The 16,013-nt window shown below is 74.5% G+C and carries 14 protein-coding genes; 5 read left to right on the top strand and 9 right to left on the bottom strand.

The annotated features are described in order from the left end of the window. Positions 1-56 precede the first annotated feature (56 nt). The 5 genes from ACI79Z_RS19320 to ACI79Z_RS19300 form a co-directional block, all read right to left on the bottom strand. Positions 57-1,829 (bottom strand): PHA/PHB synthase family protein, encoded by a 1,773-nt coding sequence (locus ACI79Z_RS19320; RefSeq protein ID WP_456903525.1) that lies wholly within the window; start codon positions 1,827-1,829, stop codon positions 57-59. Positions 1,830-1,902: 73 nt separating this feature from the next. Then, entirely contained in the window at positions 1,903-2,529 is a 627-nt protein-coding gene (locus ACI79Z_RS19315) for a phosphatase PAP2 family protein (RefSeq protein WP_456903524.1), read from the bottom strand. Beyond that, positions 2,526-3,629: a lysylphosphatidylglycerol synthase transmembrane domain-containing protein gene (locus ACI79Z_RS19310; RefSeq protein WP_387988304.1), complete on the bottom strand. Its 1,104-nt coding sequence runs from the start codon at positions 3,627-3,629 to the stop codon at positions 2,526-2,528. Before ACI79Z_RS19310 ends, ACI79Z_RS19315 begins: the two co-directional genes overlap by 4 nt. Next, on the bottom strand, positions 3,626-4,246 hold the full coding sequence (locus ACI79Z_RS19305) for a hypothetical protein (protein ID WP_387988305.1): 621 nt from the start codon (positions 4,244-4,246) through the stop codon (positions 3,626-3,628). The genes ACI79Z_RS19310 and ACI79Z_RS19305 overlap by 4 nt, the downstream gene beginning before the upstream one ends. Further along, positions 4,243-5,955 (bottom strand): phosphatase PAP2 family protein, encoded by a 1,713-nt coding sequence (locus ACI79Z_RS19300; RefSeq protein ID WP_456903523.1) that lies wholly within the window; start codon positions 5,953-5,955, stop codon positions 4,243-4,245. Before ACI79Z_RS19300 ends, ACI79Z_RS19305 begins: the two co-directional genes overlap by 4 nt. Before the next feature lie 191 nt (positions 5,956-6,146). Here ACI79Z_RS19300 and ACI79Z_RS19295 point away from each other — a divergent pair, with 191 nt between their 5' ends. Further along, complete coding sequence (locus ACI79Z_RS19295; protein ID WP_456903522.1) at positions 6,147-7,061, top strand: ABC transporter substrate-binding protein; 915 nt, start codon at positions 6,147-6,149, stop codon at positions 7,059-7,061. Positions 7,062-7,071: 10 nt separating this feature from the next. On the opposite strand, the gene ACI79Z_RS19290 is transcribed toward ACI79Z_RS19295, so the two are convergent. Continuing rightward, positions 7,072-8,253: an acyl-CoA dehydrogenase family protein gene (locus ACI79Z_RS19290; protein ID WP_387988308.1), complete on the bottom strand. Its 1,182-nt coding sequence runs from the start codon at positions 8,251-8,253 to the stop codon at positions 7,072-7,074. A 149-nt stretch (positions 8,254-8,402) separates the two neighbouring features. Between ACI79Z_RS19290 and ACI79Z_RS19285 the strand changes: the two genes are divergently transcribed. Beyond that, the gene (locus tag ACI79Z_RS19285) at positions 8,403-9,110 is read left to right on the top strand and encodes a hemerythrin domain-containing protein (RefSeq protein ID WP_387988309.1); all 708 of its coding nucleotides are present in this window, start codon (positions 8,403-8,405) and stop codon (positions 9,108-9,110) included. A gap of 108 nt (positions 9,111-9,218) precedes the next feature. On the opposite strand, the gene ACI79Z_RS19280 is transcribed toward ACI79Z_RS19285, so the two are convergent. Both ACI79Z_RS19280 and ACI79Z_RS19275 read right to left on the bottom strand, forming a co-directional pair. Beyond that, the gene (locus ACI79Z_RS19280; protein WP_456903521.1) at positions 9,219-10,265 is read right to left on the bottom strand and encodes a YihY/virulence factor BrkB family protein; all 1,047 of its coding nucleotides are present in this window, start codon (positions 10,263-10,265) and stop codon (positions 9,219-9,221) included. 97 nt (positions 10,266-10,362) lie between these two features. Continuing rightward, positions 10,363-11,880, bottom strand: coding sequence for an MFS transporter (locus ACI79Z_RS19275; protein ID WP_387988311.1), 1,518 nt, complete (start codon positions 11,878-11,880; stop codon positions 10,363-10,365). Positions 11,881-12,080: 200 nt separating this feature from the next. Between ACI79Z_RS19275 and ACI79Z_RS19270 the strand changes: the two genes are divergently transcribed. Then, positions 12,081-12,257, top strand: coding sequence for a hypothetical protein (locus tag ACI79Z_RS19270; protein WP_387988312.1), 177 nt, complete (start codon positions 12,081-12,083; stop codon positions 12,255-12,257). 138 nt (positions 12,258-12,395) lie between these two features. Here the strand turns inward: ACI79Z_RS19270 and ACI79Z_RS19265 are convergent, their stop codons facing one another. Then, positions 12,396-14,186: an acyl-CoA dehydrogenase gene (locus ACI79Z_RS19265; RefSeq protein WP_387988313.1), complete on the bottom strand. Its 1,791-nt coding sequence runs from the start codon at positions 14,184-14,186 to the stop codon at positions 12,396-12,398. Between the two features lie 94 nt (positions 14,187-14,280). On the opposite strand from ACI79Z_RS19265, the gene ACI79Z_RS19260 reads away from it, so the two are divergent. Both ACI79Z_RS19260 and ACI79Z_RS19255 read left to right on the top strand, forming a co-directional pair. Next, positions 14,281-14,751, top strand: a complete 471-nt coding sequence (locus tag ACI79Z_RS19260; RefSeq protein WP_387988314.1) for a hypothetical protein — start codon at positions 14,281-14,283, stop codon at positions 14,749-14,751. Further along, positions 14,748-15,923 (top strand): zinc-dependent alcohol dehydrogenase, encoded by a 1,176-nt coding sequence (locus ACI79Z_RS19255; RefSeq protein WP_387988315.1) that lies wholly within the window; start codon positions 14,748-14,750, stop codon positions 15,921-15,923. Before ACI79Z_RS19260 ends, ACI79Z_RS19255 begins: the two co-directional genes overlap by 4 nt. The last annotated feature ends 90 nt before the right edge of the window (positions 15,924-16,013 follow it).

The raw sequence follows: 16,013 nt of genomic DNA, 5'->3' as shown, positions 1-16,013 counted from the left end.
CGCGCCGCTCGGCCACCCGGAGGGTGCGGCCGAGGACGGTCAGCGTGCCGACGGACTCACTTCTCGAGGACATAGGTCCCAGGAGCGTCCCCCAGGACCGGCAGCTCCGCACTGCCGAGCGACTCCGGCGCGGGCACCTCGTCGCCCGACCGCTCGCCCAGCCAGGCCATGAAGTCCGGCCACCAGGAGCCCTTCTCCTTCGTCGCCCGGGACAGCCACTCCTCCGGGTCGGCGGGGGTGTCCGGTGCCACCTGGAACGTCGACTTCGGGTTCCCGGGCGGGTTGACCAGCGAGGCGATGTGGCCGTTGGTGGACAGCACGAACCGGCTCTCCCCGCCGAGCAGCTGGGTGGTGCGGTAGCAGGCCTGCCACGGGCACAGGTGGTCGGCGATCCCGGCGGTGACGTAGGCGTCGACGTCGACGGCGGACAGGTCCACCGGCGTGCCGAGCATCGTCGCCCTCCCCGGCTCGGTGAGGGCGTTGCCGACCGCGACCTCGATGAAGTCCCGGTGCAGCGCCGCGCTCATCCGGGTGGTGTCGGCGTTCCAGAAGAGGATGTCGAAGGCGGCCGGCGGCTTGCCCTGCAGGTAGTTGTTGACCCAGTAGTTCCACACCAGGTCGTTGGGGCGGAGCCAGGCGAAGACCTCGGCGAGCATGGCGCCGTCGAGGTAGCCCTTCCTCCGCGACTTCTCCGTCGCCTCCCGCACCGCCTCGGGGTCCATGAGCGCCGACACCGTGCCGGCCCGCGCCCAGTCGAGGACGGTGACGGCGAAGCTGGCGGCGGCGACCCGGTCCAGCCGGCCGGTGGCGGCCAGGTGCGCCAGCACCATCGCGGTGATGATCCCGCCGGAGCAGAACGCCTGGAGGGCCACGCGCTCGCTGCCGGTGACCCGTTGCGCGGCGTCCATCGCGTCCAGGACGGCCTGGCCGTAGGTGTCCAGCCCCCAGTCGGCGTGCCGCTCGTCGGGGTTGCGCCAACTGATCATGAAGACCTGCTGGCCGGTGGCCACGTAGTGCTCCACGATGCTGCGGCCGGGCGCGAGGTCGGTGATGTAGTACTTGTTGATCGTCGGCGGCACCATCAGCAGCGGCACGGCGCGGACGGTCTCCGTCGTCGGGCGGTACTGGATCAGCTCGAACACGTCGGTCCGCAGGACGACGGCGCCCGGGGTGACCGCGAGGTCCTCGCCCACGGTGAAGGCGTCGGGCTCGACCATCGAGGGGACCCGCGGCGGGGACACCAGGTCCGAGACCATCCGGCGCAGCCCGCTCACCGCGTTGCGGCCGCCGGTGTCGATGACCGCCTTGAGCGCCAGCGGGTTGAGGAACGGGACGTTGGACGGCGCCAGCGCGTCGACGACGTTGGTCAGCGTGAACCGGATCCGCTCGTCGTCCTGCCAGTCCAGGTCGGCGTCCTCGACCAGGCGCGCGGCGGCCTGCGCGGCGGCGATGTGCGCCTGCATGGTCCGCCGGAGGAACGGGTTGCCGGTCCAGGCGGGGTCGGCGAAGCGGCGGTCCTTCGGCGAGGGGGCGACCTCCGAGCGGCCCACCGCGATCCGCCCGAGCTCGCGCACCAGGTCCCCGCCGGTGCGGACGACGGTCTCGGGCCGGCGCGCCAGCGACGCGCCGAACCGGGCGACGGTGCGGGCCGGCGGCACCATCCGCCGCAACGGGCCGCGGGCGCCGTCGACCAGCACCATGTCCAGGCCGGTGACCGCCTCGGACGCCTCCGGGGAGGAGGGCTGGCCGCCGCCGGAGGCCGCGGCGGGCCGCGGGCGGGGCGGGGCGGACGGGCGCGGGGCGGACGGGCGCGGTGCGGTGGTGGTCATCCGGTGCTCCTCGGGTCTCGAGGCCTCCTGTGACCCCAGTCACTCAACCACAGGCGGCGCCGGGCGGCAGACCTCACCGCGGCCGGCCGACCACCAGCAGCACCACCGCCCCGACGAGCAGGCCCAGGCCGACGCCGCCGACGACGTCGAGCGGCAGGTGCGCCGCGGTCCACACCCGCGCCAGGCACACCAGCGCCGCCAGCACCACCCCGGCGATCCGCCCACGGCGGCCCAGCCACGGCCAGGCCACGGTCACCACGGCGGTCACGACGGCGGCGTGCCCGGACAGGAACCCGCGGCCCTGCGCGGCCGCCCCCCGGATGACGACCTCGTCGAGCAGCCCGCCGGGCCGGCCGCGCACGACGACGTCCTTGATCCCCTTCGCGGCCAGGTAGGTCCCGACGCCGGCGAGCAGCAGCCCCAGCGCGAGCCGCCACCGCCGCAGCGCGGCCGCGACCACGGCGGCCGCCGGCACGACGAGGAAGTTGCCCAGCTGCATGACCGGCCAGACCAGCACGAACGGCACGACGTCGACCCCGTTGACCGCCCGGAACACCGCCGCCTCCGCCGCGGGCACCGACGTCCGCTCGACCGGCAGCGCGGCGAGTCCGAGCAGCAGCGCACCGGCGGCGGCGAGGACCACCTCGCGTCCGCCGCGGGCGACCGGCGGGCGCGGGCAGGTGGCCGCCCGCCCGGTCACGCCGTCTCCGGCACCAGCTCCGTGCGCGGTGCGGAGTTCGGCTCCCGCCGCCACGAGCGGTTGCGCCGCCAGAACAGGTAGGTGCCGATGCCCAGGGGGATGGGCAGCACGTAGGTGAGCGCGCGGAAGACCAGCACCGCCGCGGCCACGAGTGCCCGGTCGCCGCCGGCCGCGGCCAGGCCGGTGATGAGTGCCAGCTCGATGACGCCCAGCCCGCCCGGGGTGAACGGGATGGCCGTGAGCAGCCGCGCGAAGGCGAACACCGTCAGCGCCTCCACGACGCTGACCTGCTCGGAGGTCACGCCCACCGCGCGCAACGCGATCATCAGGACGAGGAACAGCGACAGGTGGCTGACCAGGGTCGCGAGGGTCAGCCAGTGCCAGCGGGCGTGCAGCAGCAGAGCGGTGCGGTCGCGGAACTTCGTCGTCGCGTCGTCCCATCCCCGCACCGGAGGCCGGCCGAACGGCCGCAGGAGGGCCGAGGCCACCCGGCCCGCGCCCGTGCCGATCCGGGCCGCGCTCTCCCGGCTGCGCAGCAGCAGGCCGAGCAGGACCACGGCGGCGACCAGCCCGGCCACGCCGGCCAGCCCGGCGAGGAGCCGGCCGGTGGTGGGCGTGGAGGAGAAGGCCAGCAGCGACAGGGCGAGCACGGGCAGCGCCAGCTTGGCGAAGTTGTTCCAGAGCCCTGACAGCAGCAGGCTGACGGACGTCCGGGAGCGGGAGAAGCCCCACGAGGAGTTCATCCCGTAGGTCAGCCCGAGGGAGATCGCCGCCCCGGCGATCACGGTGTTCGACACGGCGGTCGTGGTCAGCGTCGAGACCGTCGCCTCACGCAGCCGCAACCCCGGCATGGTCACGACCATCACGAACTGGTAGGTGGCCAGGTTCCACAGCGTGGCGACCGCCAGCAGCGCCAGTTCGGTCCAGGACATGCCCTCCACCGCGGACCAGACGGCGGACAGGCTGGTGAACTGCGGCAGGAACCAGAAGAAGACCGCGGCGACCAGGGCGACGGAGAGCAGCGGTGGCAGCACGCGCCGCCACACGGGCTTCCGCTTCGGAGGCCGGCCGGGCGGGGCCTGCGGAGCAACGGCGGTCATGGCGGGTCCCCCTCGCCCTCGGGGCCGGCGGCGTCGGCGGGGGGGTCGAGCTGCAGCCGGCCGCCGCTCTCCTCGTGGACCTGGTCGGACAGCACCTCGCGGCTCACCACGCCCAGGCTCTGGGTGGCGAGCGCCAGGGGCTCCCCGCGGTTGTCGCCGGAGAGCGTGAACACGACGGTCAGGCAGCCGCCGGGGAAGACGTAGTAGCGGCGGCCCAGGTAGTCCGGGGTCACCCGGACGACCCGCTCGTAGCGTTCGAGCCCGTCCCGCTCGCTGGGGATCTCGGTGGCGCCCGTGGTGTCGCAGCCGTCGGTCAGCCGCACCTCGATGGCGTGGTAGCCGTCGCGGTCGGAGTTCAGCCAGAACCGCGCGGAGCCCGAGTGGGCGTCGAGGCCGGCGAAGGTCCAGCCCACCGGGATGCTCTCCACGCACGGCACCCAGGTCGCCGTCGGCACCGCCTGGGCCATGAGCACGACGCCGTGGGCGGCCCGGTCGTCGTCGCCGGTGCGGCAGGCGGGCAGCTCGCCGCTGACGGTGGGGGTGCCCGGCGCGCAACCCGCCGTCAGCAGGGCGGCCGCCAGCGCCGCCGCCGCGGCCGGGCGCCGGGTGGCGCTCACAGCGGGGACCCGAGCAGGTCGACGCCGATGGCGACGGTGAGGACGAGGGCGAGCGCGGTGACCAGGCACAGCCCGGCCCGGCGCCAGGTCCACCGCTGGATGCGCACCGGCGGGAGCCGGTAGGGCAGCAGCTCGAGGAAGTCCCGGTGCAGGTCGCGGCCCTGCGCCCGCAGCATCCGGCGCAGCTGCGAGGGCATGGTGAGCCCGCGGGTGGCGGCGAAGGCCTCGGCCAGCTCCTCGTCGGAGAACTGCAGGCGCGCCCGCTCGTAGACGGTCCGGGCGTCGGTGCGCAGCGCGAGGACCAGCAGCATGTTCGCCAGGTCCACGGCCTGCCGCCACGGGCTGGGGCGCACCTCGGCGAACGCCGAGTCGATGAGGAACAGCGTGCCGTCGCGCACCATCACGTTGGCCGGCTTGATGTCGCGGTGGGCCATGCCGATCTCCCACATCCGCCGCACCACGGCCAGCCCCTGGTCGATCAGCGCGTCGTCCACGACGACCTCGGGGTCGCCGATCTCCCGCGCGCCCTGGAGGAACTCGGCGACCAGCAGGTACTCCCGCTCCGGGGTGATCTCCACGATCCCCAGCGGGTGGGGCACGGGCAGGCCGGCGTCGGACAGCAGCCGCAGGACGTAGTCCTCGTACTGCACCAGCCGCCGCACGCTGTGGTACGGCTTCTCGTCCTCGAGCCGGCCGTAGAGCAGCGTGCGGCCGAGCTTGAACCAGCGGTCGGACCGCACGTGCGTGGCGGCGTACAGCTTGCCGAAGACGCAGCTCTCCTCCTGCTCGGCGGCGTCGGCGGCCTTGACGGTGATCCTCAGCGGCGTGGAGCCGCCCGACCCGGCCAGGCCGAAGGGCTCCACCGAGGTGGCCAGCAGCCCGAGCTGGTCCTGCAGCGCCCGGACGATCGCCTCGCCGCGCGCCCCGGAGACGTCCAGGTGCGCGGGGCTGCCCCGCCGGTAGACGACGGGGTATACCTCGTTGGGCGTCAGCAGCCGGAAGGCGGCCAGCGGGGCGGCGACGCCCAGGACGACGCCGGCGAGGACGTCGGTGGGGTGGTCCTGCGCGAGGTAGAGCCGCGAGGCCGCGGTCACCAGCAGCAGGCCCCACACCACCCACTTGCCGACGTCGCGGAGCCGCCCCGCGGGCACCAGCGAGTAGAGGGTGCTGACGAGGAAGGTGGCGAGCACGGTCATCGGCACCGACGGCATCGAGAAGCCCGACCAGGGGCCGAGGATCTCCACCTCGTAGGGGCGCGGGCGCTGCAGCGTGGCGGCCAGGGTCGCGGCGGTGTTCACCACGAGCAGGCCGACCCCGATCCAGACGAACAGGTGCCGCCAGCGGCGGAAGACCGCCAGCACGACGAGGTTGGCCAGCCACAGCAGGTGGATCGCCCGGCTGGTGCCGAGGACGCCGGCCACCTCGGCGACGTCGGTCAGGCCGGGGGAGCGGACGGACGCGATCGCCTGCAGCACCCGGGTGTCGACCAGGTCGACGAACGCCGTGCTCCCGGTGAGGAGGACGACGCCCCAGGTGACGACGACGACGCCGCTGAGCGCCAGCCACCACTTGCCCGACGCGTTGAGGTGCCGCGGCAGCGGCGGCGGCTCGCCGGAGGGGCGGCGTCGCCGGGGCTCGCGGTGGATGGGCGGCGGGTCCGGCCGCCGGACCTGCCCTCCGGCGGGCGCCTGCGCCGCGGGTGCCGTCACCGGTCCCCGCGGTGTCGGAGCCGGGACCGGTGCCTGGGGCACCGGGGGCCGGGCCGTGGCCGCCATGCCGCCCGATGCTGCCCCGGTTGCGCTCGCGGGACCATCGACCTTGGTCCCGAGCAGGGCTAGCGTGGCCGTCCCCGCGCCAGTCCGCCCGTGGGGCGCCGCCTCCTGCCCCGGGAGGGTCCGCGATGCGTCGTCGACCGCTCGCCGCCCTGCTCCTCGCCGCCCTGCTCCTCGCCACCGCCGTGCTGGGCGCCTGCGGCTCCCCGGCCGCGGACGCGGACCCGCCCGCCGACGGCGTCGTCCGGGTGGCGTCCTACGACTTCCCCGAGAACCAGACGCTCGCCGAGGTGTACGCCGAGGCGGTCCGCCGGGCCGGGTTCGAGGTGGCGGTGCAGCACGGCATCGGCACCCGCGAGGTGGTCTTCCCGGCGCTCGAGCAGGGCGTCGTCGACCTCGTCGTCGACTACCTGGGCACCGCGTCGGAGTTCCTGGAGGCCGGCGCGGGGACCGCGTCCCACGACCCCGCCGTCCTGCGGGACCGGTTGGCGGCCGCCGTCGCGCCGCGCGGGCTGACCGTCCTGGCCCCGGCCGAGGCCGAGGACCAGAACGGGTTCGTCGTGCTCACCGACACCGCCGCCCGGCACGGCGTGACGACGCTCAGCGAACTCGCCGCGATCGCGCCGCGGCTGGTGTTCGGCGGCCCGCCCGAGTGCAGCGAGCGGCGGTTCTGCCTGCCCGGGCTGCGCGAGGTCTACGGCATCGAGTTCGGCGAGGTGCGCAGCATGCCCTCGCGCGCGGCCACGGCGGAGGCGCTGCTCACCGGGCAGGTCGACGTCGGCATGCTGGAGACGACCGACGCCCGGCTGACCGACGCCTCGCTGCACCTGCTGCGCGACGACCGGGCGCTGCAGCCACGGGAGAACGTGGTGCCGCTCGTGCGGACCGAGGTGGCCGCCGAGGGCGGCGAGCCGCTGCGCGCCGCGCTGGACGCGGTCAGCGCCCAGCTGACGACGATCGACCTGATCCGGCTCAACCGGTTCGTCGCCGTCGACGGGCTCACCCCCGCCGAGGCCGCCGCCCGCTGGTGGGACGGCCGCTAGACGGAGGACCTCACGTGATGGCGCTGGTGCCGGTGATCGCGCGGCCGACGATGAGGCTGTTGACCTCGCGGGTGCCCTCGTAGGAGTAGATCGCCTCGGCGTCGGCCACGAACCGGCCGACGTGGTTCTCCAGCAGGATCCCGTTGCCGCCCATGAGCTCCCGCGCCCAGCCGACGGTCTCCCGCATGCGCATCGTGCTGTAGCCCTTGGCCATCGAGGCGTGCTCGTCGCGCAGCATCCCGCAGTCCTGCAGCTGGGACGCCCGCGCGCACAGGGCCGCCGACGCGGTGATGTTGCCCAGCATCCGGAACAGCAGGTCCTGCACCAGCTGGAACGAGGTGATCGGCCGGCCGAACTGCTCGCGGCCCAGCGCGTAGCGCAGCGCGTGCTCGTAGGCGCCGCGCGAGCACCCGACCGCCGACCACGCCACGCTCACCCGCGTCGCCCGCAGGACGTTCGCGGTGTCGCGGAAGGAGTTGGCGTTCTGCAGCCGGTTCTCCTCCGGCACGCGGACGCCGTCGAGGGTGATGTGCGCGTTCTGCACCGCGCGCAGCGCGATCTTGTCCTCGAGGTCGACGGCGCTGAAGCCGGGCGCCGGCGTCTCGACGACGAAGCCGAGCACCCGGTCGGTGTCGACGTCGCGCGCCCAGACGACCACCAGGTCGGCGAAGCTGCCGTTGCCGATCCACTTCTTCTCCCCGTCGAGCACCCACTCGTCGCCGTCGCGGCGGGCGGTGGTCTGGATGCCGCGGGCGACGTCGGAGCCGTGCTCGGGCTCGGTGAGGCCGAAGGCGCCGATCCGCTCCATCCGCGCCATCGCCGGCAGCCAGCGCTCCTTCTGCTCCTCGGAGGCGCACAGGTGCAGGGTGCCCATGGCCAGGCCGCCGTGGACGCCCATGAAGGTGGCCACCGAGGGGTCCCCGCGGCCGAGCTCCATCGACACCATGCCGTCGAACAGCGACGAGCGGCCGGGGGAGCCGTACCCGGAGTACTGCGCCCCCGCGATGCCCAGCTCGGCCAGGCCCGGGATGAGCTCCCGGGGGAACTGCGCCCGGGTCCAGTACTGGTTGATCACCGGCTCGACCTGCTCGTCCATGAACGCGCGGACGCGCAGGAGGGTGGCCCGGTCCTCCTCGTCGAGGAGGGCCTCGAGCTCGTAGAAGTCCGACGTGACGGTGGGCCGGTCGGCCATGGCGCTGCCTCCTCCGGGTACCGGGACCCCGCTGTCCCGTGGGTCCGGCCTACCCCCGCCCCCGGACGGCAACCGGGGCGGGCGGCATGGCGGCGGGCCGATCGGGGCAGGACCGGCGGATCCGACCGCACACGTCCCGAGGAGGGCCCGTGCCCCGTTCCATCGCCGACCAGACCGAGGACGAGCTGGGAGGTCCCGGCAGCGTCCTGGTCCGTCAGCGGAAGGACCACGTCGAGCTCGACCGGCTGCTGCACGAGCTCGACGGCACCACCGGGCGCGCGCAGGAGGAGGTGCTGACCCGCATCGACCGGCTGGTGTTCAGCCACGCCTTCGCCGAGGAGACCGTGCTCTGGCCGGTGATCCGCCGGGTGCTGCCCGACGGTGACGAGCTCACCCGGCGGGTCGAGATCGAGCACCAGGAGGTCAACGAGCTGGTCGCGGCGCTCGAGGAGGGCGGCCCCGACTCCCCGGAGCGGCCGGCCCGGCTCGCCCGGCTGGTCGAGGTGCTGCGCGAGGACGTCCGCGACGAGGAGGACGTGGTGTTCCCCCGGCTGCAGGAACGGCTCGACCCCGCCGAGCTGCGCCGGCTGGGCCGCCGGTGGGACCTGATGCGCCGGATCTCGCCCACCCGCGCGCACCCGACGGTGTCCCGCCGCCCGCCGGGCAACGCGCTGTCGGGCCTGCCGCTGTCGCTGCTGGACCGCAGCCGCGACGTCGTCGACACCCTGGTCCGGCGGGCGCCCGCCCCGCTGGCCCCGGCCGGTCAGGCGGTCAGCCGGGGGCTGGCCGCGGTGGCCGCCGCGATCGAGCGCACCCCGCCGGCCCGCCGCGGCGACGGCCCGCCCACCGCACGCTGAGCACACGACGAGGGCCCCCTCCCGGTCCCGGGAGGGGGCCCTGTGGTCGGCCTCCCTGCAGGGGCCCGCCGCGAGCGGAGCGAGTGGCGGGGGCAGGGAGGTCCTTCCTCAGTGGGTGTTGCGGGGCTTGGGCTCGGCGCGGGCGTCGAGCTGGATCTCCTTGTCCGCCCCGGGGACGCCCTCCTTGAGCTCGGTCGTCCGCTCCTTCTCGGCATCGAACTCGATGCCGAACAGCAGGGCCAGGTTGATCAGCCAGAACCAGATCAGGAAGACGATGACGCCGGCCAGCGCGCCGTAGGTCTTGTTGTAGCTGCCGAAGTTGGCCACGTAGAAGGCGAAGGCGGCCGAGGCCAGGACCGCGACGAGGATGGCCACGCCGGCACCGGGGCTGATGAACCGGAAGCCGCGCAGCTTGACGTTCGGCGTGGAGTAGTAGAGGACGGCGATCATCAGCGCCAGGACCACCAGGATCACGGGCCACTTGACGACGTTCCACACGGTGAGCGCGGTGTCGCCCAGGCCGATGGCCGAGCCGACGGCCTCGACGACCGGGCCGCTGAGGACCAGCATCGCCACGATGACGGCGGCGAACAGGATGCCGATCAGGGTGATCAGCAGCTGCAGCGGCTTGAGCTTCCAGATCTTGCGGCCCTCGGGCGTCTCGTAGACGACGTTCGACGCGCGGGTGAAGGCGCCCACGTAGCCCGACGCCGACCAGATCGCGAGGGCGAGACCGATGACGAGACCGAAGCCGGCGGTGCTCTGGTTGCCGGCGACCTGCTCGATGACCGGGCCCATCGTGTCCGCGGCGCTGGCGGGGACGACGGTGGTCAGCGCGTCGGTGAGCTGCTGGGGGGTCGTCAGCAGGCCCACGATCGACGTGAGCGCGATCAGCGCCGGGAAGAGCGCGAGGACGCCGTAGTAGGTCAGCGACGCCGCCCAGTCGGTGAGGTTGTCCTCGCTGAACTCCTTGACGGTCCGCTTGACCGTGCCGAAGAAGGTCGGCGTGGTGTCCGTCCCGCGCGGCGCGTTGTCGAAGCGGGTGGAGTTGACCTTGTCATCGTGCGGCGCGGGGTCACCGGCGGTGTTGCCGGAGAAGCGTGCCGGCTTCGCCGTGTCGGTGCTCGCGGCGCGGGAGCCGTGCGGGCGGGCCATGGTCGTCCTCCGGATCTGGGCGGGTGGATCGGACCGTGGGTTCCCCGGACGGGACGCTTCCATGCGCGCGGTGATCATCCCGGCGCGTCGCGGGGTGTCAGCGGATGCCGGAGACGGGGGACCACTCGCCGGCGGCGGCGGTCGCCCGCTCGACGTCGTGGAGGTCGTCGGGGTCCGGCGGCCCGCTGCGCCGGGCCTGCACCATCCCGGCCAGGCTGACCAGGGCCACCGCGGCCGCCGCGCCGGCGCCCAGCAGGGCCACCGTGGTGAACCCGGAGGCCCGGGGCAGGCCGGTGGCCGGGTCGAGGGTGGCGCCGAGCAGCGCCACGGTGAGCGTGCTGCCCACCGCCTGCCCGAGCGAGCGGGCGATCGAGTTGACGGCGTTCGCGACGCCGGTCTCGCCGCGCCGCACCGCCTGCACCACGAGGGTCGGCAGCGCCGCGTAGGCGACGGTCACCCAGGCCTGCGACAGCAGCCCCGCGACGACGACCAGCGCCGGCTCGGACCGGCCCAGGGCGAACACGACGAACCCGGCGACGCCGGCGACCGCCCCGGTGAGCAGGGTGGGCAGCGCCCCGATCCGGTCGACGACCTTGCCGGCCAGCGGCGCCAGCAGGATGCCGACCACGCCGCCGGGCAGCAGGTAGACGACGGCGGCCTCGAGCACCGGCGCGCCGAACCCGTAGCCGGCCACCTCGGGCGGCGTCTGCACGTACTGCATGACGACGAGGAAGGAGACGAACAGCCCGATGCCGGTGGTGAGGCCGGCGAGGTTGGGCACCAGCATCCGCGGGTCGGTGAGCAGCGCCGGGCGCACCAGCGGCTGGGCGCGGCGACGCTGCAGCAATACCCAGCCGGCGAGGACGGCCAGCGCGCCGGCCGCGCAGCCGAGCGTCGGCGGGGAGGTCCACCCCCAGGTGTTGCCCTGCGACACCGGCAGGAGCAGGAGCACCAGCCCGACGCCGAGGACGACGGCGCCGAGCCAGTCGACCCGCCCGCTCGCCGTCGCGGTGCGGCGGGGGAGCAGGACGGCACCGAGCACCAGGGACAGCAGCGTGACGCCCAGGCCGATCCAGAACGGCCGGTGGTAGTCCCCGCCGTCGCCGGTGAGCAGGCCCGCGGCGACCAGGCCGACGACGCCGCCGACGCCGAGGGTGCTGCTGACGACCGACATCGCCACGCTCAGCCGCTCCGGCGGGAGCTCGCGGCGCAGCACGCTGATCGACAGCGGGAACAGCCCGTAGGAGGAGCCCTGCAGGACCCGCGCCACCAGCAGCAGCGGCAGCGAGCGGGTGACGACCGCCAGCAGGGTGCCGAGCGCGACCGCGACCAGGATGCCGAGGATGACCGGCCGCTCGCCGCGGGTGTCGCCGAGCCGGCCGAGCACCGGGGTGAGGACCGCGGCGGCCAGCAGGTTGGCGGTGAGCACCCAGCCGGCCGCGGCCGGCGAGACGCCGAGCTGCTCGCCGATCGGGCCGAGCACCGGGACCACGAGGCTCTGCAGCAGCGAGAGGGTCGTGACGCCGAGTGAGAGGGTCAGGACGAGCAGCGCCGGCCGCGTCCGGGTGGGCGGGGTCCCGGTGCCGGAGGGGGAGACCTCGGCACCTGCGGACACGCCTCGATGACACCACGCGCCGGACCGAGGGGCGCACCGGGCCGGGACGGCCCCGACGGGTGAAGTCGGTCACAGCCTGTCAGGTGAACAGTGCGTAGCGACGATTGAGAGGGCGGTTCGCTGGGGACACAGTCCCCAGAGACGAGCCGCCGGGCCCGCCGCCCGGCCGGCGTCACGAGACGAGCAAGGGGACGTTCGAGATGCTTCTGTGGCCTGCAGTCACCCTGGTCGGGTTCCTGGTCCTGACCGCCCTGGTGATCGCGATGGGCACCTCGACCACGGCACGGTACGAGCGCGAGCAGCGGGCGGCCGCCCGCCGCGAGACCGCCCAGGCCGGTGCCACCGTCGAGGCGGTGGGGATGGCCCGGGCGGCCTAGTCGGAGGACCCCCTCGCCCCCCGCGACCCGCGAGCTCGCGGCGGGACCCCACGAGGGGGGGCCGCCCCGGACGACCCGCGCCCCGCCGCTCCTCCCGGAGCCGCGGGGCGCGAGTGCGTCCAGAGGTGGGCAGTGCGTCTAGAGGTGGGCATCGGGGGTGTCGAGCACCGTCCGGTCCAGGGACTCCAGCAGGTCCAGCCAGGTGTGCACCCTCGGCAGCTCCCAGTGCTGGAAGTACCGCGCCGCGGCGCGCTTGCCCTCGTGGAAGTCGCCGGTCTCGTCGCGCGTGGCCAGCGCCTGCTCCAGCCACAGCCAGCCGACGACGGTGTGCCCGGCCGCGTCGAGGTAGGCGCTGGCGTTGGCCAGGGCCAGCGCCGGGTCGCCGGTGCCCCACAGGGTGCCGGTCACCGCGACGAGCCGGGCGACGGCGGCGTCGACGTCCGCGGCCAGGTCGGCGAACGGCGTCCCGGCCGCCCGCGCCGTCGTCGCCGCGATCGTCTCGGCCAGCAGCCGCAGCCCGGCGCCGCCGTGCATCGTCACCTTGCGGCCGAGCAGGTCCAGCGCCTGGATGCCGTTGGTGCCCTCGTGGATCGGGTTGAGCCGGTTGTCCCGGTAGAACTGCTCGACCGGGTAGTCGCGGGTGTAGCCGTAGCCGCCGTGCACCTGGATGGCCAGGTCGTCGGCGACCGGCCCCCACTGCGAGGGCCACGCCTTGGCGATCGGCGTCAGGGTGTCGAGCAGCAGGTGGGCGCGGCTGCGGTCGTCCTCGGTCTCGCCGGTCTTCTCCTCGTCGACCAGGCGGGCGCAGTACAGCCCCAGCGCCAGGCCGCCCTGCGCGTAGCTCTTGGCGGCCAGCAGCATCCGGCGGACGTCGGGGTGGTCGACCAGCCGGACCATCGGCGACGACGGGTCCTTGCTGCTCGCGGAGCGGCCCTGGGTGCGGGTGCGGGCGTACTCCAGCGCGTGCAGGTAACCGGTGTAGCCGAGGACGGTCGCGCCCATCCCGACGCCGATCCGCGCCTCGTTCATCATGTGGAACATGTAGGAGAGCCCCTTGTGGGGCTCTCCTACGAGGTACCCGACGGCGCCGGCCCGGCCGCCCGGGGTGTGCACGCCCTCGCCGAAGTTGAGCAGCGTGTTCGTCGTCCCGCGGTAGCCCATCTTGTGGTTGAGCCCGGCCAGGACGACGTCGTTGCGCTCGCCGAGCGACCCGTCCTCCTCCACCAGCACCTTGGGCACGATGAACAGCGAGATGCCCTTCACGCCGGCCGGGCCGCCGGGGATCTTGGCCAGCACCAGGTGGACGATGTTCTCGGTCAGCTCGTGGTCGCCGGCCGAGATCCACATCTTGTTGCCGGTGAGCCGGTAGGTGCCGTCGTCCTGGGGCTCGGCGCGGGTGGTGATGTCGGCCAGCGAGGACCCGGCCTGCGGCTCGGACAGCGCCATCGTGCCGAACCAGCGGCCCTCGAGCATCGGCCGGACGAAGCGGTCCTTCTGCTCCTGCGAGCCGTGCGCGAGCAGCAGCCGGGCGTTGCCCATGGTCAGGAACGGGTAGCTCGAGGTCCCGACGTTGGCCGCCTTGAACCAGGCGAACGCCGCCTGCCCGACGGTCTGCGGCAGCTGCATGCCGCCGTACTCCTCGTCGAAGGTCCCGGCCATGATCCCGGACTCGCGGAACACCGCGAGCGCCTTCGCGACCTCGGGGATCATCTCCACCCTGCCGTCGACGAACCGCGGCTCGTTCTCGTCGGCCTTCCGGTTGTGCGGCGCGAAGTGCTCGGTGGCGATCTGCTCGGCGAGCTCCATCACCGCGTCGAACGTCTCGCGCGAGTGCTCGGCGAACCGGGGCCGCTTGGTGAGCGTCTCGACCTCCAGCCACTCGTGCAGGAGGAACTCCAGGTCGCGGCGGGACAGGATGAGCGAGGACACGACGGCCTCCACGGACGACGGCGGCGGGAGAGCCGGGCGCGCGGCCCGACCGGCCCACGATAGGCCGGACGCCGGGCCGGGTAGCGAGCGCCGCATGGACCTGAACCAGCTGATCGGCCGGGCCACCGGCCTGGCGAGCGGGGCCGGCGCCACGCTGCTGAGGCGGTTGCAGCACGTGCGCGTGCCCGGGGCCGGCCAGGCCTCCGCCACCGACGACCCGGAGGTCGCCGCCCGGCGGTGGCGGGCGGTCACCGTGCTGCGGGAGCCGGGGGAGGTGTCGGCCGCGCTGCCCGCGCCGCTGGCCGCGCTCGGCGACCGCGTCGAGGTGCGCACGACGCCCGCGCCGGGCGACCGCGGCACCGAGCTGGCGGCACGCTTCCGCGGCACGCCCACCGAGGACGAGGTGGGCGAGCTGCGCGCCGCGCTGCGCGAGTCGAAGGCGCTGCTGGAGGTCGGCGAGGTGCTGCGGATGGAGCCCCAGCCGCACGGGAGGCGCGCGGCCACCCCACAGGGCGCCGCGCTCGAGGGCGCCGCGCAGGCCGCGCCGAAGGAGGGCGTGCTGTGAGGGCCGCGACCTGGACCGGCGTCAACGAGGTCTCGGTGGAGACCGTCCCCGACCCGACGATCCTCAACGACCGCGACGTCGTCCTGCGGGTCACCCGGACGACGACGTGCGGCTCGGACCTGCACCTGCTCGGCGGCTACATCCCCGCGATGCGCGTGGGCGACGTGCTCGGCCACGAGTTCATGGGCGAGGTCGTCGAGGTCGGCCCGGGCGTGCGCGACCGCCGCGTCGGCGACCGCGTCGTCGTCAACTCCTTCATCGCCTGCGGCAACTGCTGGTACTGCCGGCAGGAGCTGTACTCCCTGTGCGACAACGGCAACCCGAACCCCGGCATCACCGAGGGGTTGTGGGGCCAGAGCCCGGGCGGCTGCTTCGGCTACTCGCACGCGATGGGCGGCTTCGCCGGATCGCACGCCGAGTACGTCCGGGTGCCCTACGCCGACGTCGGCACCTTCCTCGTGCCCGAGGGGGTCGGCGACGACCGCGCGCTGTTCGCCTCCGACGCCGTCTCCACCGGGTGGATGGGCGCGGACCTGGCCGGGACGAAGCCCGGCGACACGGTGGCGGTCTGGGGCGCCGGCGGGGTGGGGCAGATGGCCGCCCGCGCGGCGATGCTGCTCGGCGCCGAACAGGTGGTCGTGATCGACCGGCTGCCCGAGCGGCTGGAGCAGGTGCGGCGGCACGTGGGCGCCGAGGTGGTCGACTACTCCACCACCGACGTCATGGCGGAGCTGCGTGAGCGCACCGGCGGCCGCGGTCCCGACGTCTGCATCGAGGCCGTCGGCATGGAGGCGCACAGCACCGGCGTGCAGGGCGCCTACGACCAGCTCAAGCAGCAGCTGCGGCTGCAGACCGACCGGCCGTCGGCCGTCCGCGAGGCGATCATGGCCTGCCGCAAGGGCGGGAGCGTCTTCGTGCTCGGCGTCTTCGCGGGGCCGGTGGACAAGTTCCCGCTGGGTGCGGCGATGAACAAGGGCCTGACGCTGCGCGGGGCGCAGGTCCACGGCCAGCGCTACATGCCGCGGATCCTCGAGCACATGGCCCGCGGCGAGCTCACCACCGAGCACCTGGCCACCCACGTGATGCCGCTGGAGGACGCCCCGCGCGGCTACCGCATGTTCAAGGACAAGGAGGACGGCTGCGTCCGGGCGGTCTTCCTGCCGAACGGCTGAGGCGCTCCTGCCGGGGCGACCACCGGGTGCGTGCACGGGACACGTGCCGGCACGCCGGCCGGCCGGGCACGCGTCCGGTGGTCGACGGCC

The organism is Geodermatophilus sp. SYSU D00663, assembly GCF_054050655.1.
Note: the sequence above shows the minus strand (reverse complement) of the source record. Positions and strands in the feature narration are given on the sequence as shown.